This window comes from Variovorax sp. PAMC 28711, from assembly GCF_001577265.1.
GTDB lineage: Bacteria > Pseudomonadota > Gammaproteobacteria > Burkholderiales > Burkholderiaceae_C > Variovorax.
Genome location: NZ_CP014517.1, coordinates 163,697 through 183,317, shown reverse-complemented (window position 1 = coordinate 183,317; position 19,621 = coordinate 163,697). Strand labels below are relative to the sequence as shown.

General features: G+C 64.6%; 19 protein-coding genes, 1 tRNA gene and 2 pseudogenes. 15 read left to right on the top strand and 7 right to left on the bottom strand.

Annotated elements, in window-relative coordinates; genetic code table 11:
• Positions 1-5 precede the first annotated feature (5 nt).
• A pseudogene (locus AX767_RS01000) lies at positions 6-421 on the bottom strand (hypothetical protein).
• A gap of 40 nt (positions 422-461) precedes the next feature.
• Positions 462-1,658, bottom strand: a complete 1,197-nt coding sequence (locus AX767_RS00995) for an amino acid aminotransferase (protein WP_068627955.1) — start codon at positions 1,656-1,658, stop codon at positions 462-464.
• Between the two features lie 106 nt (positions 1,659-1,764).
• On the opposite strand from AX767_RS00995, the gene uvrB reads away from it, so the two are divergent.
• The 8 genes from uvrB to fdx all read left to right on the top strand — a co-directional run bounded on the left by uvrB (position 1,765) and on the right by fdx (position 9,534).
• Positions 1,765-3,888, top strand: coding sequence for an excinuclease ABC subunit UvrB (uvrB, locus tag AX767_RS00990; protein ID WP_068627954.1), 2,124 nt, complete (start codon positions 1,765-1,767; stop codon positions 3,886-3,888).
• A gap of 231 nt (positions 3,889-4,119) precedes the next feature.
• Positions 4,120-4,656, top strand: a complete 537-nt coding sequence (gene iscR / locus AX767_RS00985) for a Fe-S cluster assembly transcriptional regulator IscR (RefSeq protein WP_068627953.1) — start codon at positions 4,120-4,122, stop codon at positions 4,654-4,656.
• A gap of 72 nt (positions 4,657-4,728) precedes the next feature.
• Complete coding sequence (locus tag AX767_RS00980; protein ID WP_068627952.1) at positions 4,729-5,949, top strand: IscS subfamily cysteine desulfurase; 1,221 nt, start codon at positions 4,729-4,731, stop codon at positions 5,947-5,949.
• Between the two features lie 27 nt (positions 5,950-5,976).
• Positions 5,977-6,393 (top strand): Fe-S cluster assembly scaffold IscU, encoded by a 417-nt coding sequence (gene iscU / locus AX767_RS00975; RefSeq protein ID WP_068627951.1) that lies wholly within the window; start codon positions 5,977-5,979, stop codon positions 6,391-6,393.
• Position 6,394: 1 nt separating this feature from the next.
• Entirely contained in the window at positions 6,395-6,718 is a 324-nt protein-coding gene (gene iscA / locus AX767_RS00970; protein ID WP_068627950.1) for an iron-sulfur cluster assembly protein IscA, read from the top strand.
• An 82-nt stretch (positions 6,719-6,800) separates the two neighbouring features.
• Entirely contained in the window at positions 6,801-7,319 is a 519-nt protein-coding gene (gene hscB / locus AX767_RS00965) for a Fe-S protein assembly co-chaperone HscB (protein WP_068627949.1), read from the top strand.
• Between the two features lie 4 nt (positions 7,320-7,323).
• Positions 7,324-9,180 carry a Fe-S protein assembly chaperone HscA gene (hscA, locus tag AX767_RS00960; RefSeq protein WP_068627948.1) on the top strand — a complete coding sequence of 619 codons (1,857 nt, stop codon included), beginning with the start codon at positions 7,324-7,326 and terminating at the stop codon, positions 9,178-9,180.
• A 15-nt stretch (positions 9,181-9,195) separates the two neighbouring features.
• A complete protein-coding gene (gene fdx, locus AX767_RS00955; RefSeq protein ID WP_068627947.1) occupies positions 9,196-9,534 on the top strand; it encodes an ISC system 2Fe-2S type ferredoxin in 339 nt (112 codons plus the stop codon).
• Between the two features lie 18 nt (positions 9,535-9,552).
• On the opposite strand, the gene AX767_RS00950 is transcribed toward fdx, so the two are convergent.
• Positions 9,553-10,671: an ABC transporter substrate-binding protein gene (locus AX767_RS00950; protein WP_068627946.1), complete on the bottom strand. Its 1,119-nt coding sequence runs from the start codon at positions 10,669-10,671 to the stop codon at positions 9,553-9,555.
• 49 nt (positions 10,672-10,720) lie between these two features.
• Between AX767_RS00950 and dnaQ the strand changes: the two genes are divergently transcribed.
• The 6 genes from dnaQ (at position 10,721) to AX767_RS00920 (ending at position 14,149) form a co-directional block, all read left to right on the top strand.
• A complete protein-coding gene (gene dnaQ / locus AX767_RS00945) occupies positions 10,721-11,422 on the top strand; it encodes a DNA polymerase III subunit epsilon (protein ID WP_068627945.1) in 702 nt (233 codons plus the stop codon).
• Positions 11,423-11,490: 68 nt separating this feature from the next.
• Positions 11,491-11,565, top strand: a tRNA-Val gene (locus tag AX767_RS00940).
• 117 nt (positions 11,566-11,682) lie between these two features.
• On the top strand, positions 11,683-11,916 hold the full coding sequence (locus AX767_RS00935) for a hypothetical protein (RefSeq protein WP_068627944.1): 234 nt from the start codon (positions 11,683-11,685) through the stop codon (positions 11,914-11,916).
• A 35-nt stretch (positions 11,917-11,951) separates the two neighbouring features.
• Positions 11,952-13,055 carry an NAD(P)/FAD-dependent oxidoreductase gene (locus AX767_RS00930; RefSeq protein ID WP_068627943.1) on the top strand — a complete coding sequence of 368 codons (1,104 nt, stop codon included), beginning with the start codon at positions 11,952-11,954 and terminating at the stop codon, positions 13,053-13,055.
• A gap of 89 nt (positions 13,056-13,144) precedes the next feature.
• Positions 13,145-13,441 (top strand): glycine zipper domain-containing protein, encoded by a 297-nt coding sequence (locus AX767_RS00925; protein ID WP_068627942.1) that lies wholly within the window; start codon positions 13,145-13,147, stop codon positions 13,439-13,441.
• Positions 13,442-13,444: 3 nt separating this feature from the next.
• On the top strand, positions 13,445-14,149 hold the full coding sequence (locus AX767_RS00920; protein WP_068627941.1) for a phage holin family protein: 705 nt from the start codon (positions 13,445-13,447) through the stop codon (positions 14,147-14,149).
• A gap of 10 nt (positions 14,150-14,159) precedes the next feature.
• Here the strand turns inward: AX767_RS00920 and AX767_RS00915 are convergent, their stop codons facing one another.
• The gene (locus AX767_RS00915; RefSeq protein ID WP_068633227.1) at positions 14,160-15,218 is read right to left on the bottom strand and encodes a quinone-dependent dihydroorotate dehydrogenase; all 1,059 of its coding nucleotides are present in this window, start codon (positions 15,216-15,218) and stop codon (positions 14,160-14,162) included.
• 41 nt (positions 15,219-15,259) lie between these two features.
• On the opposite strand from AX767_RS00915, the gene rpiA reads away from it, so the two are divergent.
• On the top strand, positions 15,260-15,955 hold the full coding sequence (rpiA, locus tag AX767_RS00910; protein ID WP_068627940.1) for a ribose-5-phosphate isomerase RpiA: 696 nt from the start codon (positions 15,260-15,262) through the stop codon (positions 15,953-15,955).
• A gap of 7 nt (positions 15,956-15,962) precedes the next feature.
• Here the strand turns inward: rpiA and AX767_RS00905 are convergent.
• From AX767_RS00905 to folD, 3 genes and pseudogenes are all read right to left on the bottom strand, one after another.
• Positions 15,963-16,597 (bottom strand): annotated as a pseudogene (locus AX767_RS00905) (DUF4124 domain-containing protein).
• A 34-nt stretch (positions 16,598-16,631) separates the two neighbouring features.
• The gene (locus tag AX767_RS00900; RefSeq protein ID WP_443082761.1) at positions 16,632-18,689 is read right to left on the bottom strand and encodes a M3 family metallopeptidase; all 2,058 of its coding nucleotides are present in this window, start codon (positions 18,687-18,689) and stop codon (positions 16,632-16,634) included.
• A gap of 32 nt (positions 18,690-18,721) precedes the next feature.
• Positions 18,722-19,567 (bottom strand): bifunctional methylenetetrahydrofolate dehydrogenase/methenyltetrahydrofolate cyclohydrolase FolD, encoded by an 846-nt coding sequence (folD, locus tag AX767_RS00895; protein WP_068627938.1) that lies wholly within the window; start codon positions 19,565-19,567, stop codon positions 18,722-18,724.
• Positions 19,568-19,621: the final 54 nt, after the last annotated feature.

Below are 19,621 nucleotides of genomic sequence, written 5' to 3'. Positions count from 1 at the left end.
GCCATTCAGGTGGCTGCGTGGCGATCCGGTTTGTGGTTGATCCACAAAAACCGGCCCATCACCACGGCGGCCAGAACAGACCAGGCCACCCGCTGCGAAGGAATGATCAACAGGGCCCGCAACACCACGCTGCAGTCGATCACGATTTGCACCTTTCCGGCCGGTCGATGGAAAACAGGCGCGGCGCCCACTCGGTCATGGCCGGCAACAGCGCGATGGCGATGGAGGTCTTGATGGTGAAAGGGCGGCCCATGCGGCGCAGAAAAGCGGTCCCGGCCGTGCCGCCCGTGAGCAGGCCGGCCTGTCCGAACAACTGCATCGCCATGGCGACGAAGAGGGTGCCCGAGAAGATCGCCTGCGCATCGTCGAAAGGGGTGTGCCGCAGCAAATCGTGCAGCGGAGGATGCGGTGGCGCGTTCATGGCCAGAGGCCACGCAAATCCCGCGCCACCGTCCTTCGGGTCAGATCACCTTGGCGATCGAGGCGCAAACGTAGTCGATGTTCTTGCTGTTGAGCGCGGCCACGCACATGCGGCCGGTGTCGGTGCCGTAGACGCCGAACTCGTTGCGCAGGCGAACCATCTGGTCCTTGTTGAGGCCCGAATAACTGAACATGCCGATTTGCGTCGTGATGAAGCTCATGTCCTGCTGGATGCCGGCCGCCTTGAGGCCGTCGACCAGCTTCTGACGCATCGCCTTGATGCGCACGCGCATTTCGGCGAGCTCTTCTTCCCACTGCGCGCGCAGGGTCGGGTCGTTGAGCACCGCGGCGACCACGGCGCCACCGTGGATCGGCGGGTTGCTGTAGTTGGTGCGGATCGCGATCTTGAGCTGCGACAGCACGCGCGCGGCTTCTTCCTTGCTCTCGCACACCACCGACAACGCGCCGACGCGCTCGCCGTACAGGCTGAAGCTCTTGGAGAACGAGGTCGACACGAAGAAGGTCAGGCCGGCCGCGACAAACTTGCCGATGACGGCGCCGTCTTCCTGGATGCCGTAGCCGAAGCCCTGGTAGGCCATGTCGAGGAAGGGCACGAGGTTGCGCGCCTTGACGGCGGCGATCACCTGGTCCCACTGGGTCGCGCTGATGTCGTAGCCGGTCGGGTTGTGGCAGCAGGCGTGCAACACGACGATGGTGCCGGCCGGCGCGGCGTCGAGCGCTGCCAGCATGCCGTCGAAATTCACGCCGCGCCTGGCCGCGTCGTAGTAAGGATATGTCTCGACCGGGAAGCCGGCCTGGGTGAACAGGGCGCGGTGGTTTTCCCAGCTCGGATCGCTGATCAGGACGGTCGCGTTCGGGTTGAGCTTTTTCAGGAAGTCGGCGCCGACCTTCAGGCCGCCGGTGCCGCCGATGCCCTGAACGGTCGCCACGCGGCCGGAGGTGACGGGCTCGCTGTCGGCGCCGAACACCAAGCCCTTGACCGCGTTGTCGTACGCCACGATGCCGTCGATCGGCAGGTAGCCGCGCGCGCTCGGGGTCTGGATCATGGTCTGTTCCGCGGCCTGCACGCACTTGAGCAAAGGCAATTTACCGTTGTCGTCGTAGTAGACGCCCACGCCGAGGTTGACCTTGTTGGGGTTGGTATCGGCCGCAAATTGCTCGTTGAGACCGAGGATCGGGTCGCGCGGTGCCATTTCGACCGCGGTGAACATAGACATGGAAAGGGTCCTTTGGGGTGAATCTTGGCGTGCAACCGGGAGAGCGCTTAAGCTTTCCGGTTGCCTTGAATTTTACCGGCGCCAGCGCCACCTGACAGGTACAGCCATGCCAGAGATCACTGAAGCCATCACAGACACGCATGATCCCGCAGGGGTCGGCCCCGCCCCCGAAGGGCAGTTCGTCAAGTTCGAGGGCTCGCCGTTCGAGCTGTTCCAGCCCTATCCGCCCGCCGGGGACCAGCCCAAGGCCATCGACGGACTGGTCGAGGGCGTGAACGACGGCGAGGTGTTCCAGACGCTTCTGGGCGTCACGGGCTCGGGCAAGACGTTCACCATGGCGAACGTGATCGCGCGACTGGGCCGGCCGGCCATCGTGTTCGCGCCCAACAAGACGCTGGCGGCCCAGCTCTACAGCGAATTCCGCGAATTCTTTCCGAAGAATGCCGTCGAGTACTTCGTGAGCTACTACGACTACTACCAGCCCGAAGCCTACGTGCCGCAGCGCGACCTGTTCATCGAAAAGGACAGCTCGATCAACGAGCACATCGAGCAGATGCGCCTGTCGGCGACCAAGAGCGTGCTGGAGCGACGCGACACGGTGATCGTCGCGACGGTGAGCGCGATCTACGGCATCGGCACGCCGGAGGACTACACGCAGATGCGTTTCATCATGCGCGTCGGCGACAAGATTGGGCAGCGCGACGTGATCGGCCGCCTGATCCGCATGCAGTACACGCGCAACGAGCAGGATTTCTCGCGTGGCACCTTTCGCGTGCGCGGCGACACCATCGACGTGTTCCCCGCCGAGCACAGCGAACTGGCGATCCGCATCGAGCTGTTCGACGACGAGATCGAATCGCTCCAGCTGTTCGATCCCCTCACCGGCCGCATCCGTCAGAAGATTCCGCGCTTCACGGTGTACCCGTCGAGCCACTACGTCACGCCGCGCGACAAGGTATTGGGCGCGGTGGAGACCATCAAGCTCGAACTGGCCGAACGGCTCAAGGAATTCATCAGCCAGGGCAAGCTCGTGGAGGCGCAGCGCATCGAGCAGCGCACGCGCTTCGACCTGGAAATGCTGGCCGAGATCGGCCACTGCAAGGGCATCGAGAACTACTCACGGCATCTTTCGGGCGCGGCGCCGGGACAGCCGCCCGCGACGCTGACCGACTACCTCCCCAAGGACGCGCTGATGTTTCTCGATGAAAGCCATCAGATGATCGGCCAGCTGAACGGCATGTACAGCGGCGACCGCGCGCGCAAGACCACGCTGGTCGAATACGGTTTCCGGTTGCCTTCGGCCATGGACAACCGCCCGCTCAAGTTCGACGAGTTCGAGACGCGGATGCGCCAGGCGATCTTCGTATCAGCCACGCCGGCGCAGTACGAAAAGGACCATTCGGGCAACACCGTCGAGCAACTGGTGCGGCCCACCGGCCTGATCGATCCCGAGGTGGAAGTGCGGCCGGCCACGCACCAGGTCGACGATGTGTTGGGCGAGATCCGGCTGCGCGTCGACAAGCACGAGCGGGTGCTGATCACCACGCTGACCAAGCGGATGGCCGAGCAACTCACCGATTACCTGAGCGACAACGGCGTCAAGGTGCGCTACCTGCACAGCGACATCGACACGGTGGAGCGGGTGGAAATCCTGCGCGACCTCCGGTTGGGCACGTTCGACGTGCTGGTCGGCATCAACCTGCTGCGCGAAGGCCTGGACATTCCGGAGGTCTCGCTGGTCGCGATCCTCGATGCGGACAAGGAAGGCTTCTTGCGGGCCGAGCGCTCGCTCATCCAGACAATCGGGCGTGCGGCACGCAACCTGAACGGCAAGGCGATCCTGTATGCCGACCGCATGACGGAGTCCATGAAAAAGGCGATCGACGAGACCGAGCGCCGCCGCACCAGGCAAATCGCGCACAACCTGGCGCACGGCATCACGCCGCGCAGCATCGTGAAACAGGTGCGCGACCTGATCGATGGCGTGTACAGCGAGAAAACAGGCAAGGAGATGGCCAAGCTGGATCTGGAGCGCGCCAAGGTCGAGGACATGAGCGAGAAGGACGTGTCGCGCGAAATCAAGCGGCTCGAAAAGCTCATGCTGGAACACGCCCGCAATCTCGAATTTGAGAAGGCGGCGCGCGTGCGCGATCAGCTGGCCCTGCTGCGCGAGCAGGCGTTCGGCGGGGCGGGCAGCGACAACATCGTGGTGCTGACGCCGGGCAATTGAGGCTTTGGCCTACAGCGTCGCAGGGGCGTACACCGGGTTTACCCGAGCAGTTTGAAGGTCTTTCTGCTATACTTGACCGAAATACTCAAGAACAAGAGAACTTCGCGATGAAGGGCCGACTCGGACAGGCTGGAACACCAGCTTTCAAAGGGTCGGGCAGGGCGGAGACGACGTCACCGTGGCCCCTGGTTGCGGTGTCATTTCAACGGTAAGCACTTGAAGGAGCTTGCGATGCGTCTCACTACCAAAGGCCGTTTTGCGGTCACCGCCATGATCGATCTGGCGTTGCGTCAGAACACCGGTCCTGTCACCTTGGCTGCCATCAGCCAGCGGCAACAGATTTCGCTGTCCTATCTCGAACAGCTGTTCGGCAAGCTGCGGCGCCATGAACTGGTCGAATCGACCCGCGGGCCCGGTGGCGGCTACAGCCTCGGCCGCAAGGCAGCCGATATCACCGTGGCCGACATCATCGTGTCGGTGGACGAACCGATCGATGCGACGCAATGTGGCGGCAAGGAAAACTGCCTCGGCGAAGCTGGCCGCTGTATGACGCACGAACTCTGGGCATCGCTGAATCAGCGGATGGTCGAGTTCCTCGATTCGGTCACGTTGCAGAAACTGGTCGACGATCAACTCGCCAAGGGTGTGCAGATCGAGAACAAGCCTGTCATCAAGCGCGCGATTTCGGCGCAACCGGTGGTCAAGCCAATTCGCGTGAATGCACCGAATTCCGTGTTTGCCCTCGGCAATGTATTTGCCAAGTCGTGATCGCTTCGGAGCGCCTTCGGCTGCCTGAGCCTCACCGCATCCTCCTTCAACCCACGCCAGCCTGAGCGAGCCATGGACGTCACCCCTCATTTCCCGATCTACCTCGACTACGGCGCTACGACGCCGGTCGATCCGCGCGTCGTCGACGCCATGATTCCCTGGCTGCGCGAGCATTTCGGCAACCCGGCATCGCGCAGCCATGCGTGGGGCTGGGAAGCCGAAGAAGCGGTCGAAAAAGCCCGCGGCGAAGTGGCCGACCTGATCGGGGCCGACCCACGCGAGATCGTCTGGACCTCCGGCGCCACCGAGTCGAACAACCTCGCCATCAAGGGCGCAGCGCAGTTCTACAAGGGCAAGGGAAAGCATCTCATCACCGTCAAGACCGAGCACAAGGCGGTGCTCGACACGATGCGTGAACTGGAACGACAGGGTTTTGAAGTGACCTACCTCGATGTCGAGGAAGACGGCCTGCTCGACCTGGCGAAGTTCAAGGCGGCGATTCGCCCCGACACCATCCTGGCCAGCGTGATGTTCGTGAACAACGAGATCGGCGTCATCCAGGACGTGGTCGCGCTGGGCAATGCCTGCCGCGAAAAAGGCGTGATCTTTCACAGCGACGCAGCGCAAGCGACGGGCAAGGTCGAGATTGACATGGCGACGTTGCCGATCGATCTCATGAGCCTGGCGTCGCACAAGACGTACGGCCCCAAGGGCATCGGCGCCTTGTATGTGCGCCGGAAGCCCCGCGTTCGGCTCGAAGCCCAGTTGCATGGTGGCGGCCACGAGCGTGGCATGCGTTCAGGCACGTTGCCCACGCACCAGATCGTGGGCATGGGCGAAGCGTTCCGCCTAGCCAAGCTCGAAATGAAGGACGACATCGCCCAGGCGGCGAGGTTGCAGAAGCGATTGCTTGACGGACTCAAGGATGTCGAGCAGGTCTTCGTGAACGGCAATCTCGCGCACCGCGTACCGCACAACCTGAACATCAGCTTCAACTACGTCGAGGGCGAGTCGCTGATCATGGGCATCAAGGGCCTGGCGGTGTCGTCGGGCTCCGCGTGCACGTCGGCCAGCCTGGAGCCCAGCTATGTGTTGCGCGCGCTCGGTCGCAGCGACGAACTGGCGCACAGCAGTCTGCGCATGACGATCGGCCGTTTCACGACCGAAGAAGAAATCGACTACGCGATCTCCACCATCAAGCACAACGTGTCGAAGCTGCGCGAACTGAGCCCCTTGTGGGAAATGTTCAAGGACGGCATCGACATCAGCACGATCCAGTGGTCGGCACATTGAACCCCACGAATTGAAGAGGTAAACACCATGGCATATTCATCCAAGGTCATCGACCACTACGAAAATCCCCGTAACGTCGGCTCCTTTGAAAAGGGCGACGACTCGGTGGGCACCGGCATGGTCGGTGCACCGGCTTGCGGCGACGTCATGAAGCTGCAGATCAAGGTCAACCCGGAAACCGGCGTGATCGAGGACGCACGCTTCAAGACCTACGGTTGCGGTTCGGCCATCGCGTCGTCGTCACTCGTGACCGAATGGGTCAAGGGCAAGACGCTGGACGAAGCGGCTGCCCTCAAGAACGCGCAGATCGCGGAAGAACTCGCGCTGCCGCCGGTCAAGATTCACTGCTCGATCCTTGCCGAAGACGCGATCAAGGCGGCCGTCAACGACTACAAGGCGAAGCACGCCGTTGGCATCCAGTCGACAGCGGAAGCCGTTCACTGACATGGCCGTCACGCTGACCGAAGCCGCTGCGCGGCACGTCAACCGGTACCTCGGGAAACGTGGCAAGGGCGTGGGCGTGCGGCTCGGCGTCAAGACCACCGGCTGCTCGGGGCTTGCCTACAAGCTGGAATACGTCGACGAGTTCGCGCCGGAAGACGTCGTTTTCGAAGATCAGGGCGTGAAGGTGCTGGTCGACCCGAAGAGCCTGGCCTACATCGACGGCACGCGGCTCGACTTCGTGCGCGAAGGCCTGAACGAAGGCTTCAAGTTCATCAATCCGAACGAGCGCGACCGTTGCGGCTGCGGCGAAAGTTTCAGGATCTAGCCCACTCCCGAAGCGGCTCACGTGGTGCAGCCGCCTTCCCGACAAGACGCCGCCGCTTCGACACCGGCGGTATTTTTTTGCCATGAATCTCAACGACACCGATTTCGAACTGTTCGCCGTCCCGGCAACTTTCGCGCAGAAGCGTGATGCACTGGATGCGCGCTGGAAAGAGCTCCAGCGCGAGGCGCACCCCGACCGTTTCGCGGCGCAGGGCGCGGCAGCGCAGCGCGTCGCGATGCAATGGTCGGTCCGCATCAACGAGGCCTACCAACGTCTGAAAGACCCGGTCCGACGCGCGAGCTACCTGTGTGAGCTGCACGGCGCGCCGGTGAACGCCGAGAACAACACCGCGATGCCGGGTGCTTTCCTGATGCAGCAGATGGCATGGCGCGAGGCGCTCGACGACGCCACCGATTCGCCGGCCATCGAGGCGTTGCGCGCTGAAGTGGAGGCCGCGCAGGCGGACGCGCTGTCCTCGCTCGACCGACTCATCGACGTGCAACACGACTACGCGGCGGCCGTGCAACAGGTGAGAGCCCTCATGTTCATCGAGCGCTTTGCCGACGACGTCGAAGCCAAAAGCGATCCCTTGGGACAATAGCGTCATGGCACTTCTGCAGATTTCCGAACCGGGCCAGGCGCCCGACCCGCACCAGCGCCGGATCGCCGTTGGCATCGACCTCGGCACCACGCACTCGCTCGTCGCGGCGGTGCGCAACGGCGTGGCCGAATGCCTGCCCGACGACGCCGGTCGCGTCATCCTTCCGTCGGCCGTGCGCTATGTCGACACGGAGCGCCGGCAAATCGGCTTCGAGGCGCTCGCCGCACGCGCGGACGACGCGACCAACACGATCACGTCGATCAAGCGGCTCATGGGCCGCGGCCTGGCAGACATCGCCAATCGCGATGCGATGTCCTACCAGCTCGTCGACGAAGGCGGCATGGTCAAGGTGCAGACGGCGGCAGGCATCAAGTCGCCTGTCGAGATCAGCGCCGAGATCCTCGCCACGTTGCGCTACCGCGCCGAAGACACGTTCGATGACGAACTGTATGGCGCAGTCATCACCGTGCCGGCGTACTTCGACGAGGGCCAACGCCAGGCCACGAAGGACGCAGCACAGCTCGCTGGCCTCAACGTGCTGCGCCTCATCAGCGAGCCGACTGCCGCAGCCATTGCCTACGGGCTCGACAACGCGAGCGATGGCGTCTACGCGGTGTACGACCTCGGTGGCGGCACCTTCGACATCTCGATCCTGCGGCTCGCGCAAGGCGTCTTCGAGGTGATTTCGACCGGCGGCGACTCGGCACTCGGCGGCGACGACTACGACCACGCGCTGGCCGATTTCGTGCTGGCGCAAACCGGGTTGCAGGTCGAGAACGATGCCGACAAGGCCGCCGTGCTGGTGGCCGCACGTGCTGCCAAGGAAACACTCACCGCTGCGGACTCGACAGCGTTCGACGCACGCGTGGCGGGTGCTGCAGTGCGCATCGACGTGAGCCGTAAGCAGTTCGACGCGGCCACCCAAGCGCTCACCGATCGCACCATCGCGGCGGTGCGCAAGGCCCTGCGCGATGCGAAGCTGAAGGCCGATGACTTGCAAGGCATCGTGCTGGTCGGCGGGTCCACGCGGATGCCGCAGATTCGCGAAGCCGTGATGGCCTTTTTCGGCCGCGAGCCACTGACCAACCTGAATCCTGACGAGGTGGTCGCCCTCGGGGCTGCCATCCAGGCCAACCAGCTGGCCGGCAACGGCGGTGCAGACGACCTGTTGCTGCTCGATGTGATTCCGCTTTCGCTGGGCATCGAGACGATGGGCGGCTTGGTCGAGCGCATCGTGCCGCGCAACCAGACGATCCCCACCGCGATGGCGCAGGATTTCACGACCTACCAGGACGGACAGACCGCCTTGGCGTTGCATGTGGTCCAGGGCGAGCGCGATCTGGTGAGCGATTGCCGCAGCCTCGCGCGCTTCACGTTGCGGGGCATCCCGCCGATGTCGGCGGGTGCAGCACGCATTCGCGTCACCTTCACCGTCGACGCCGACGGACTGTTGAGCGTGGCGGCCAGAGAGCAGGGAAGCGGCGTGGAAGCCAGCGTCACGGTCAAACCGTCGTATGGCCTTTCGGACGACCAGATCGCCACGATGCTCCAGGACAGCTTTGCCACGGCCCAGCAGGACATGCAGGCCCGCGCATTGGTCGAAGCCCGCGTCGACGCCGACCGCATGCTGCTGGCCACCCGAAGTGCACTCGATGCGGATAGCGACCTGCTGTCGGCCGATGAGCGCGGCGCGATCGATGCGTCCATGACCGCGCTGCGCGATGCGGCGCAGAGCAACGACGCAGCCGTGGTCGAAGCCGCCACCAAGGCGCTCGCCGACGCCACCGAAGCCTTTGCCGCCCAGCGAATGAACGCGGGGATCGCCCGTGCGTTGTCGGGCCGCAAGGTCGAATCGCTCTAGAACCAGAACTGCCCCATGCCCGTCATCAAGATCCTTCCGCATCCCGAATACTGCCCGCAAGGCGCCGAAATCAGCGCGCCAGCCGGCACTTCGATCTGCGAGGCAATGCTCGAACACAACATCAACATCGAGCATGCCTGCGAGATGAGCTGCGCCTGCACCACCTGTCACGTGCTGGTGCGCCAGGGCTTCGATTCGCTCAACGAGGCGGAAGAGGGCGAAGAAGACCTGCTCGATCGCGCCTGGGGTCTGGAGCCTCAGTCACGCCTGAGCTGCCAGGCGATCCTCGCGCAGGAAAACCTGACGGTCGAGATCCCAAAGTATTCGATCAATCACGCCAAGGAAAATCACTGAGCGTGGAGGTCAGCGGGATCAGCGCAGATAGCGCCCGTCGCTCTTGAGCATCGAGAGTTCGGAGAACGTGAGGCCGCGGTGCTCGCCGGGGCGGTAGTGCACTGCCAGGCCGCCGAGGTCGAGCGACTTGAACGACTCCAGCCCCTTGTGCAGCGATTCGGCCGTCGGATTCGCGCCTGCGCGCTTCAGTCCTTCGACCATCACCTTCGCGGCCACATAGCCCTCGAGGCTGCCGTAGCTGAAATCCGTGGCGCCGATCTTCTTCATCGCCGCCTGATACTCCGAGATGATCGGCAGCGCGCCGTTCCAGGGGTAGGGCACAACCTGTGAAATGACCACGCCGGCCGAGGCCTTCTGGATGTCCTGGTGGAGCTTCTGGCCGTTCAGAAACGAGAACGAATAGAAAGCCGTCTCGCCGCCAGCCGCGCGGTAGGCGCTGATGAACTTCGCGGTCACATCGTTCGTCGCCGAAAGAACGATCACTTTCGGCTGCAGTTTGACCAGCTCGGCTGCGCGCGCCGCGGCGTCTGAGCCGTCGTTCTTGATGGCGACGCTGCCGACCATCTTGTCGCCGCGTTCCGAAATGAACCGGGCGGTGCTTTCCATCGCCGATTTCGCGCCCGGATTGTCGTTGTGCGCGAACGCGATGCGCGTGCTGCCGATGGTGAAGAGGTGGTTCACGATGCGGCTGTATTCCTCGTCGAAACTGATGCGCACCGGGAAGCCGTAGTCCGAATACTTCACCACCGGCCCAGCACCTGTGTAGGGGCCGACCATCGGCACCTTGAGCTCGTTGGCCGCCTTCAGCGCGCCGACGGAGGAGGACGTGCCGATGGGCATGAGAATGCCGATGGCGCCTTCGCCGACGAAGGTCTTGACGTTCTCGGCGGCTTTCGCTCCTTCGTAGGCATCGTCGAGCTGCCGCAATTCGATCGGCCGGCCGTTCACGCCGCCGCTGGCGTTGACCGCGTTCAACATGGCCTTGATGCCTATGAGGGGTTCTGTCGAGAGCGATTGCAGCGGTCCGGTCTTGATATAGCTCTGGCCAATGACGATCGGTTTGGGTTGCGACTCCGCGGCGAGCGAAACACCCACCAGCGCGAGCGTCAACACCAATTGAAACGTTTTGTATTGCATGGTGACTAAATGTTAATAGTCGCCATCATACGGTCCGCAATAATCCTGCATGCGCCAAATTGTTCTCGACACCGAAACCACGGGTCTCTCCGCCGAAAACGGCGACCGCGTCATCGAGTTGGGTTGCGTCGAGCTGTTCAACCGCAAGCTCACCGGCAACGACTTCCACGTCTACTTCAATCCCGGGCGCGAAAGCCATGAAGATGCGCTGAAGGTGCACGGGCTCACCACCGACTTTCTGCGCGACAAGCCGAAGTTCGCCACGCTCGCGAACGATGTCGTCGAGTACCTTCGCGGCGCCGAGCTGATCATTCACAACGCCGCCTTCGACGTGGGTTTTCTCAACAAGGAACTGGAACTGGCCGGTCTTCCGCCATTGCGCACGTTCGTCGACGAAGTGACCGACACGCTGGCCATGGCCAAGCTGGTGTACCCCGGCAAGCGCAACTCGCTCGATGCGTTGTGCGACCGCTTCGGCGTGGACCGGTCGAACCGCACATTTCACGGCGCCAAGCTCGATGCGCAGCTGCTGGCCGACGTCTATATCAACCTCACGCGCGGCCAGGACGCCTTGCTGATCGAGGTGGCGTCCAACGAACCGGCGATCGGCACCGTCGTTGCCGTCGACCTGAGCCGCTTCGAATTGCCGGTGCTGGCGGCGACCGACCATGAAATGGTGGCGCACGAGGCGTTGCTCGCGCAGCTCGACAAATCCAGCAATGGCCGGACGCTTTTTCGCGTGGGTGTCTGAAGAGGCTGTGGCATAATCGAAGGCTTCGCGCACAACGCGAAATCCAACGCACTGCACTCGCAGCGCACGGGCGGTTAGCTCAGGGGTAGAGCACAGCATTCACACTGCTGGGGTCGGAGGTTCGAAACCTCCACCGCCCACCAATTCCTTCTCAATTCGGTACCGAGGGTGTCGGCTCAGGCCCACGCCAACTGCCGTCGTGCGCTGGCGCCTGCGTGAACGAGGCGACGTAGAAAGCTCCAAACCCAAGGAGATTTCAAATGGCCATTGCACCCGACCTGCCGACCCCCATCACGCCCGATGAGGCCCCCGGGCAAATGCCCGTGGAACCCGACCAGGGACCGCTGAACCCGGGCGCGCCGCCACTCGACCCCGAACGTCCCCTCGTGCCGGAGAGGTCGTCACTTCGGTTCATCGCCCATCGATCGTTCATGCGTGCAGCGGCATTCCGCTGGCCGACGCTTCGCATGGTCGCTTTCGTGCCCGCACGCTGAGGTCGGTGCACTGGGCGAGCGGCTAAGCTCGCGCGATGGACACATTCGATTGCGCCGTGATCGGCGCAGGCGTCGTCGGGCTCGCTGTCGCGCGGGCTTTGGCGCTGCAGGGGCGGGAAGTGATCGTTCTGGAGGCGGAGAGTGCCATCGGCACCGGCACGAGTTCCCGCAACAGTGAGGTCATTCACGCCGGCATTTACTACCCGCAGGGCTCGCTGAAAGCACGCTTGTGCGTCGCAGGCAAGGCGCTGCTGTATCACTATCTGGAGGCGAGAGCACTACCGCATCGTCGATGCGGAAAGCTGATCGTGGCGACTTCGCCGCCGCAGCTCGCAGAGTTGGAGGCAATCGTTGCCAAGGCACAGCGCAACGGCGTCAACGATCTGACATTGCTCGGTCGCGACGAGGCGCTCGCGCTGGAGCCTGCGCTCGCGTGCATGGCAGCATTGCACTCGCCCAGCACCGGCATCGTCGACAGCCACGCCTTCATGTTGAGTCTGCAGGGCGATCTCGAGAATGCGGGTGGCGTGGTCGCGCTGAAGTCGGGCATCGAGAGCGCCCGCATCGCCAATGGCGTGATCGACCTGATGGCAAGCGACGGCACGACCTTGCGTTGCCGAAGCGTGGTGAACGCCGCCGGACTGCAAGCGCCAGCCCTGGCCCGTTCTTTTGCCGGCCTGCCACCGGCCACCGTTCCCGTCTCGCATTTCGCCAAGGGCAACTACTTCACCCTCGCGAGCCGGGCGCCGTTCAGCCGACTGATCTACCCGGTGCCCGAAGCCGGCGGCCTCGGCGTTCACCTGACGCTCGACCTGGGCGGGCAAGCCAAGTTCGGCCCGGACGTGCAGTGGGTGGCATCCCCGGACGATCTGGTGGTCGACCCAACTCGTGGCGACGCCTTTTACGCCGAAGTTCGGCGCTACTGGCCCGCATTGCCGGATGGCGCGCTGCAGCCCGGCTATGCCGGCATTCGCCCCAAACTGTCCGGACCCGGGGAGGCAGCACAGGACTTCATGATCCAGGGCGCGGAGACGCATGGCGTGCCCGGCCTCATCAATTTGTTCGGCATCGAATCCCCGGGGCTGACGAGCAGCCTCGCCATTGCCGAACACGTGAAGCAAATGCTCGAATCAGCCTGAGCTGCCATGTACCATGGCAAGGCACGCCTATTGCAGGCGAGTGAACCCGCCGGCACGGTGCCGGCGCCAATCCGAAGAGGGAAGATCCAATGAGTGCAACCAGTAACCTTGAAGCGGCCGCCGACGCGGTGGTCGAAGACGTGCGCGGCGTTCTCGCGAGCAAGGACCTCGACGCCGTGCCGCACATCAAACAGATGCGCCAACGCGTCGATGCCAAGCTGGCCATCGCCAAGGAAATCACCGCCGAGAAAGCGCGCATCGCGGCCAAGAAGGCACGTGAAGCGGCCGACACCGCCAATGCCTACGCGCACGACGAGCCATGGCAGATCGCCGGTGCCGCGCTGGCGGTCGGCGTGCTGGTTGGCTTGCTGCTCGGACGTCGCTAGTCGATGAGGCTCCTGGCCCTGTTGGGGCTGGATGCCCGCGTCCGCCGTGTGCGCGCAGCGATCGGCGAAGGGGCGCTGGCCGCCGAGGACCGCGTTCAACTGGTTCGCATGGCGTGGGACGACGAAAAACAGCGGATCAAGCGCATGGTGCTGTTGGGCATCGTGGCCGCGGGGCTGACGACCGTGACCGTGGCGCTGTTGTCGATGGCGATCGTCGTGCACTTTTGGGACACGCCCCAACGCACTGCCGCTGCGTGGTGGATTGCTGGTGCGTGGTCGGTGCTGTGGATCGCGGCAGTCGTGGCGTTCCTGTCGACGTTCCGTGAAGCGTCGAACGCCTTCGTACCTGCGCGGCGAGAGCTCGAACGTGACTGGGAGTGGTTTCAGGATCGCTTCGGTCGGGACGACGAAGAGCCGCCACCGCGCGAGCCGCGCCCGGCGACCCGCCAGGAACTGCTCGAACGCATCGAAACGCAGCGTCAACGCATCGCGCGCCTGCAGGCCGGTGCCGACATGCGCCACCGTGAAGAGGCCGTCGACGATGCGCCACCGCCCGATGAGTCCGCGACCGCGGCCGCCCTGCGCATCGCGCGCAAGCACCCCGTCGCCGTGGGTGTCGCGACGGCGGCTGCGGTGGTGGTGTTGAAGCCCCGTCGCTTGCTGCGTTGGGCCGCGTTTCTCGCGCCAGTGCTCTGGCGCATGCGCTGAGACAGGCGGCTCAGGGGTTGCGCAAATTGCGCAGCGCCTGGGCCGCCTCGCGCACCAGCGCCGGGCCGCGATAGATAAGTCCCGTGTACATCTGGACGACGTCGGCGCCGGCCGCAATCTTGGCCTTGGCGTCTGCGCCACTCAACACGCCGCCCACGCCGATGATCGGGTAGCCCGGTCCCAGCGCAGCCCGGAACTGCGCGATCACCCGGTTGCTGGCTTCACGCACCGGTGCTCCCGACAGACCGCCTGTTTCCTCCGCATGCGGCAACCCGCTGACCGCTTCGCGCGACAGCGTGGTGTTCGATGCGATCACGCCGTCCATGCCGTGTCGCTGCAAGGCTGCGGCGATCACCGCGATCTGTGCGGCATCGAGGTCGGGTGCGATCTTCACGAACAGCGGAACGCGCTTGCCGTGGAGCGCTGTCAGTTCTTCACGGCGTGAAGCGACGGCGCCCAGCAGCGTGTCCAGTGCCTCGTCACTTTGCAGCGTCCGCAGGTTGGCCGTGTTGGGGCTCGAAATATTGACGGCCACGTAGTCGGCGTGCGGATACACGCCGTCGAGCGCGATCAGGTAGTCGTCGGTGGCGCGCTCGATCGGCGTCGCGCCGTTCTTGCCGATGTTCAGCCCCAGGAGCATCGGCGTTTTCGCGGTCGACTTGCGAAAGCGTGCGCGCTGCACATTCGCGACGAAGGCATCGAGCCCGTCGTTGTTGAAGCCCAGCCGGTTGATGAGCGCGTCGCGTTGCGGCAGACGGAAGATGCGCGGTTTCGCGCTGCCCGGCTGCGGCTTCGGCGTGACGGTGCCGACCTCGACGAAACCGAACCCCATGGCGGAGAACGCGTCGATGCAACGCGCGTTCTTGTCGAGGCCCGCCGCCAGGCCGATCCGGTTCGGAAAATTCAGCCCGGCCAGCGTCACCGGATCGTCCACCCGGGGCGACGCGTAGGCGCAGGCCAGCGGTGTGTTCTGCGTGCGCGCGAGCGCACCGAGCGTGAGTTCGTGTGCGTGCTCCGGGTCGAAGCCGAAGAGGAAGGGGCGCGCGAGGCCGTAGAGCGAGGAGAGCATCGGATAATTCAGGTCTTCAAACAGCACTGGATTCTCCCCCGATGACCTCGACCACGCCCGCCCTGACGCAAGACCAGATGAAGACCCAGGTCGGCGAGGCCGCCCTCGCGTACGTGGTCAAGGGGCAGATCGTCGGCGTGGGCACCGGTTCCACGGTCAACAAGTTCATCGATGCGCTGGCGACGATCAAGGACGAGATCAAGGGCGCGGTGTCGAGCTCGGTCGCCTCCACCGAGCGACTGCGTGCACTCGGCATCCCGGTGTTCGACAGCAACGAGGTGGAAGACATCTCGGTCTACATCGACGGCGCCGACGAAATCGATCACCGCGGCCACATGATCAAGGGGGGCGGCGCCGCGCTCACGCGGGAGAAGATCGTCGCCGCGCAGTCGAAGCGCTTCGTGTGCATCGCGGATGCGTCGAAGCTGGTCGACACGCTGGGTGCGTTTCCGCTGCCGGTCGAGGTGATCCCGATGGCGGCGCGCAGCATCATCCGGCAGTTCGCGCAGCTGGGCGGCGAAGGTCAGGTGCGCGAGAAAGACGGGGTGGCTCTGGTGACCGACAACGGGCAGCACATCGTCGATGTGACCGGCCTGAAGATCTCCGATCCGCGCGCGTTCGAGGCGGAGGTGAGCCAGTGGCCCGGCGTGGTGACGGTGGGTGTGTTCGCCTGCCAGAAGGCGAACGTGTGCTTGCTCGGCACGCCGTCCGGCGTGCAGACGCTGACGTTCGACTGAGCCGGATTCAGAACTTGATGCCGGCAGGATTGCTCGGCGTCGGACCCGAGGGCGGCGGCACCGGCAGCGGCTGGACGACCAGCGGCGCGGCCGGGGCAGCCGAAGGCGCAGCTGTCTGCGCGACCAGGGGCTGCGGCGGCGACACGCGGTAGGCCGCTGGCAGCTGCGAACTCTTCGGGTAGCCGGCCGCGTCGAGGTATTGCGACCATTCCTGGTCTGAAAACCCCTTGAGTTGCTGCGATCCGATCGACAGCAGTGGCAGCGAAATTTGTCCGCTGATGCGCTGCAGGGCGGCAGTGTCGGCGTCGGTCTTCACGATGCGCTCGTCGAACGGTACGCCGCGCGTGACCAGAAGCGATCGCCCGGCACCGCACGGCCCGCACTCGTCGCTGGTGTAGATCGTCACGGGGTAGCGCTGCACGACTTGCCGCAGTTCATAGGCAGGGCGCCGCTGTTGTTGCTGGCGCCGACGGCGGTCGCGTTGCTGCCGCGCGGGGCTGCCGGCTGCACGTTGGCGGCCGGCGGCTGGTCCGTGAACGTCACCTTGCCGTTCTTGTCGACGCTGCGATAGAGCGGCTGGGCCAGCGTGGCGCACGCGATGAGCAGAAGGGGCAGGGCGGCGAGGCGGGCGATCAATGGCATCGGAGGCTCCGGGGTCGGTTCGATCGCCCGAGTATCACGCAGGTTCGGCTTCGGCCATGCCTTGGTGGCGAAGCAGCGCGTCGAGCTGCGGTTCGCGACCACGGAACGCCTTGAACGATTCCATCGCACTGCGGCTGCCACCGGCTTCGAGGATCGCCTGGCGGTACTTGCGGCCGGTCTCGATGCTCGGTTCGCCGTTGGCGCCAGCGGTTTCCTCGAAGGCCGCGTAGGCGTCCGCGCTCAGCACCTCGGCCCACTTGTAGCTGTAGTAGCCGGCCGCATAGCCGCCCGAGAAGATGTGGCTGAAGGTGTTCGGCGTGCGGCTGAAGATCGGCGACGGCATCACGGCCACCTCGGTGCGCACCTGGTTCAGCAGCGCGAGCACGTCGCCCGGCTGGGCCGTGGCCGCGCCGTACTCGGTGTGCAGCAGCATGTCGAACAGCGAGAACTCGATCTGGCGCAGCGTTTGCAGACCGCTCTGGAAATTCTTGGCCGCCGTCATCTTGTCGAACAGTGCGCGTGGCAGCGGCTCGCCGGTGTCGACGTGCGAGGTCATGTTGCGCAGCACGTCCCATTCCCAGCAGAAGTTCTCCATGAACTGGCTCGGCAACTCGACCGCATCCCATTCGACGCCGCTGATGCCCGACACGTCACGCTCGTTGATCTGCGTGAGCATGTGGTGCAGGCCGTGGCCGAACTCGTGGAAGAGCGTGGTCACGTCGTCGTGCGTGAGCAGCGGCGGCTTGCCGTCGACGCCTTCTGCGAAGTTGCAGACGAGCTGCGCGATCGGCGTCTGCAGCGTTCCGTCGTCGGGCCGCAGCCAGCGCGCGCGCACGTCGTCCATCCAGGCGCCGCCACGTTTGCCAGCACGCGCCGAAGGGTCGAGGTAGAACTGACCGACCTTCTGGCCCGCACGCTCGATGCGATAGAACTCGACGGTCGGGTGCCACACGGGCGCGCTGTCTCGGCGGATGGTCACTTCGAACAGCGTCTCGACGATCTTGAAGAGCCCGGCCATCACCTTCGGCGCGGTGAAATACTGCTTCACTTCCTGTTCGCTGTAGGCATAGCGCGCTTCCTTGAGCTTCTCGCCGACATAGCTCCAGTCCCAGGGTTGCGGGTCTTGCAGACCGACGGCTTCCGATGCGAAAGCACGCAGATCGGCGACGTCGCGCGCGCCGTAGGGCTTGGCCTTGACCGCCAGGTCGCGCAAGAACTGGATGACCTGATCGGCCGAATCGGCCATTTTCGTGACCACGGAGAGCTCGCCGAAATTCTTGTAGCCCAGCAGCTTCGACTCTTCTTCGCGCAGCGCGAGAATTTCGATGATGAGCGCGGTGTTGTCGAGTGCCGGGTCGCCGAGTTCACTGGCGCGCGTCACATAGGCTCGATAGAGCTTTTCGCGCAGCGCGCTGCTCTTGGCGAACTGCATCACCGGCAGGTAGCTGGGCATCTTCAGCGTGAGCTTGTAGCCGGGCTTGCCGTCGGCCTCGGCGGCGGCACGCGCAGCGCTGATCACGTCGTCGGGCACACCGTCGAGCTCTTCAGCCTGCGCGTAGTAAGCGAAGGCATCGGTCGCATCCAGCGCGTTTTCGCTGAACTTCTGGCTCAACTCGGCCTGGCGTTCCTGGATCGCGGCGAAACGTTCCTTGGCGGCGCCTTGCAGTTCGGCGCCGCCGAGCACGAAGTTGCGCACCGCGTACTTGTGGGCCTGGCGCTGCTCGGGATTGAGCGTCGCGGGATCGATCGCCTTGTACTTGGCATAGAGACGCTCGTCCGAGCCGAGCCGGGTCCAGAACGCGGTGACGCGCGGCATCGCCTCGTTGTAGGCGGCGCGAAGCTCCGGCGTGTCGGCGACGGCGTTGAGGTGACCGACTGCACCCCAGGCGCGGCTGAAGCGCTCCGACGAGACGTCGAGCACTTTCGAAATCGCCAGCCAGTCGGCGGGGAACGCGGGCGCGGTGACGGTTTCGAGCGCGGCATCGGCGTCGGCCAGCAGCATGTCGACCGCGGGTGCGACGTGCTCCGGCTTGATCTTGTCGAACAGCGGAAGGTCGGTGAAGTCGAGGAGGGGATTGGTCATGGGTGTCATCTGGCGGCCGGGCCGCAGGAGTTCAAGTGCGGTCAGGCGCGTTCCGCGGCTTCGAGTGTGTTGACGAGCAGCATCGTGATGGTCATGGGGCCAACGCCGCCGGGCACCGGCGTGATCCAGCCGGCCACTTCCTTCACGCCCTCGAAATCGACGTCGCCGCAGAGCTTGCCTTCGTCGTTGCGGTTCATGCCGACGTCGATCACCACCGCGCCGGGCTTGACCATGTCGGCGGTCAGCACGTTGCGCTTGCCGACCGCGGCGACGATCACGTCGGCCTGGCGCGTCATTGCGCCGAGGTCGGCGGTGGCACTGTGGCAGATCGTCACGGTCGCGCTTTGGGCGAGCAGCATCAACGCCATCGGCTTTCCGACGATGTTGCTGCGGCCGATGACGACGGCGTGCTTGCCGCGCAATTCGTAGCCAATCGATTCGAGCATCTTCATGCAACCGTACGGCGTGCAGGGCCAGAAACCGGCCGAGCCGGTCATGAGTGCGCCGGCGCTCGCGACGTGGAATCCGTCGACGTCCTTGGCCGGCGCGATCGCCTCGATGACCTTCTGCGCATCGATGTGCGGCGGCAGCGGCAACTGCACCAGGATGCCGTGAATGGCGGGGTCGTTGTTGAGCGCGTCGACACGCGCGAGCAGGTCGGCTTCGGTCAGGTCGGCCGGATACTTATCGAGCACCGAGTGCAGGCCGTTGTCCTCGCAAGCCTTGACCTTGTTGCGCACGTAGACCTGACTGGCGGGGTTCTCGCCGACCAGCACCACGGCCAGGCCGGGGACCACGCCACGGGTTCTGAGGGCGGCTGCGCGTTGGGCGACGTCTGCACGCAGCGTGCGGGAGAGTGCGTTTCCGTCGATCAGTTGGGCTGTCATGGGTTTTGATTTTCCAAGTAAAAACGCCCGCTGACGCAGGCGTGGCGGGCATTC

Excerpts from the sequence above, each read along its gene's own strand:
- AX767_RS00995 (WP_068627955.1), bottom strand. The coding sequence starts at position 1,658 with ATGTCTATGTTCACCGCGGTCGAAATGGCACCGCGCGACCCGATCCTC.
- uvrB (WP_068627954.1), top strand. The coding sequence starts at position 1,765 with ATGCCAGAGATCACTGAAGCCATCACAGACACGCATGATCCCGCAGGG.
- iscR (WP_068627953.1), top strand. The coding sequence starts at position 4,120 with ATGCGTCTCACTACCAAAGGCCGTTTTGCGGTCACCGCCATGATCGAT.
- AX767_RS00980 (WP_068627952.1), top strand. The coding sequence starts at position 4,729 with ATGGACGTCACCCCTCATTTCCCGATCTACCTCGACTACGGCGCTACG.
- iscU (WP_068627951.1), top strand. The coding sequence starts at position 5,977 with ATGGCATATTCATCCAAGGTCATCGACCACTACGAAAATCCCCGTAAC.
- iscA (WP_068627950.1), top strand. The coding sequence starts at position 6,395 with ATGGCCGTCACGCTGACCGAAGCCGCTGCGCGGCACGTCAACCGGTAC.
- hscB (WP_068627949.1), top strand. The coding sequence starts at position 6,801 with ATGAATCTCAACGACACCGATTTCGAACTGTTCGCCGTCCCGGCAACT.
- hscA (WP_068627948.1), top strand. The coding sequence starts at position 7,324 with ATGGCACTTCTGCAGATTTCCGAACCGGGCCAGGCGCCCGACCCGCAC.
- fdx (WP_068627947.1), top strand. The coding sequence starts at position 9,196 with ATGCCCGTCATCAAGATCCTTCCGCATCCCGAATACTGCCCGCAAGGC.
- AX767_RS00950 (WP_068627946.1), bottom strand. The coding sequence starts at position 10,671 with ATGCAATACAAAACGTTTCAATTGGTGTTGACGCTCGCGCTGGTGGGT.
- dnaQ (WP_068627945.1), top strand. The coding sequence starts at position 10,721 with ATGCGCCAAATTGTTCTCGACACCGAAACCACGGGTCTCTCCGCCGAA.
- AX767_RS00935 (WP_068627944.1), top strand. The coding sequence starts at position 11,683 with ATGGCCATTGCACCCGACCTGCCGACCCCCATCACGCCCGATGAGGCC.
- AX767_RS00930 (WP_068627943.1), top strand. The coding sequence starts at position 11,952 with ATGGACACATTCGATTGCGCCGTGATCGGCGCAGGCGTCGTCGGGCTC.
- AX767_RS00925 (WP_068627942.1), top strand. The coding sequence starts at position 13,145 with ATGAGTGCAACCAGTAACCTTGAAGCGGCCGCCGACGCGGTGGTCGAA.
- AX767_RS00920 (WP_068627941.1), top strand. The coding sequence starts at position 13,445 with ATGAGGCTCCTGGCCCTGTTGGGGCTGGATGCCCGCGTCCGCCGTGTG.
- AX767_RS00915 (WP_068633227.1), bottom strand. The coding sequence starts at position 15,218 with ATGCTCTCCTCGCTCTACGGCCTCGCGCGCCCCTTCCTCTTCGGCTTC.
- rpiA (WP_068627940.1), top strand. The coding sequence starts at position 15,260 with ATGACCTCGACCACGCCCGCCCTGACGCAAGACCAGATGAAGACCCAG.
- AX767_RS00900 (WP_443082761.1), bottom strand. The coding sequence starts at position 18,689 with ATGACACCCATGACCAATCCCCTCCTCGACTTCACCGACCTTCCGCTG.
- folD (WP_068627938.1), bottom strand. The coding sequence starts at position 19,567 with ATGACAGCCCAACTGATCGACGGAAACGCACTCTCCCGCACGCTGCGT.